We start from the raw sequence: 211 nt of genomic DNA, 5'->3' as shown, positions 1-211 counted from the left end.
CATGCAGAATGGCAATATGCGGATCTTGTGGTGTTATGGTTAACGGCGTTCCAAAACTAGCTTGTAAAAGCTTTCTTCGTGACTACCCAAATGGAGTCAAGATTGAGCCTCTTGCTAACTTTCCCATAGAAAAAGACCTGATCGTCGATATGACACCGTTTATCGAACGTCTTGAAGCAATCAAGCCTTATATTATCGGTAATGACAGGAA

1 protein-coding gene is annotated in these 211 nt (G+C 41.7%); it reads left to right on the top strand.

Annotated elements, in window-relative coordinates:
• Positions 1-211: 2Fe-2S iron-sulfur cluster-binding protein (locus tag ACM2FC_RS23740; protein ID WP_498483488.1), on the top strand; the 211-nt coding region annotated here is incomplete at both ends.

This window comes from Vibrio sp. A37, assembly GCF_059777565.1.
Note: the sequence above shows the minus strand (reverse complement) of the source record. Positions and strands in the feature narration are given on the sequence as shown.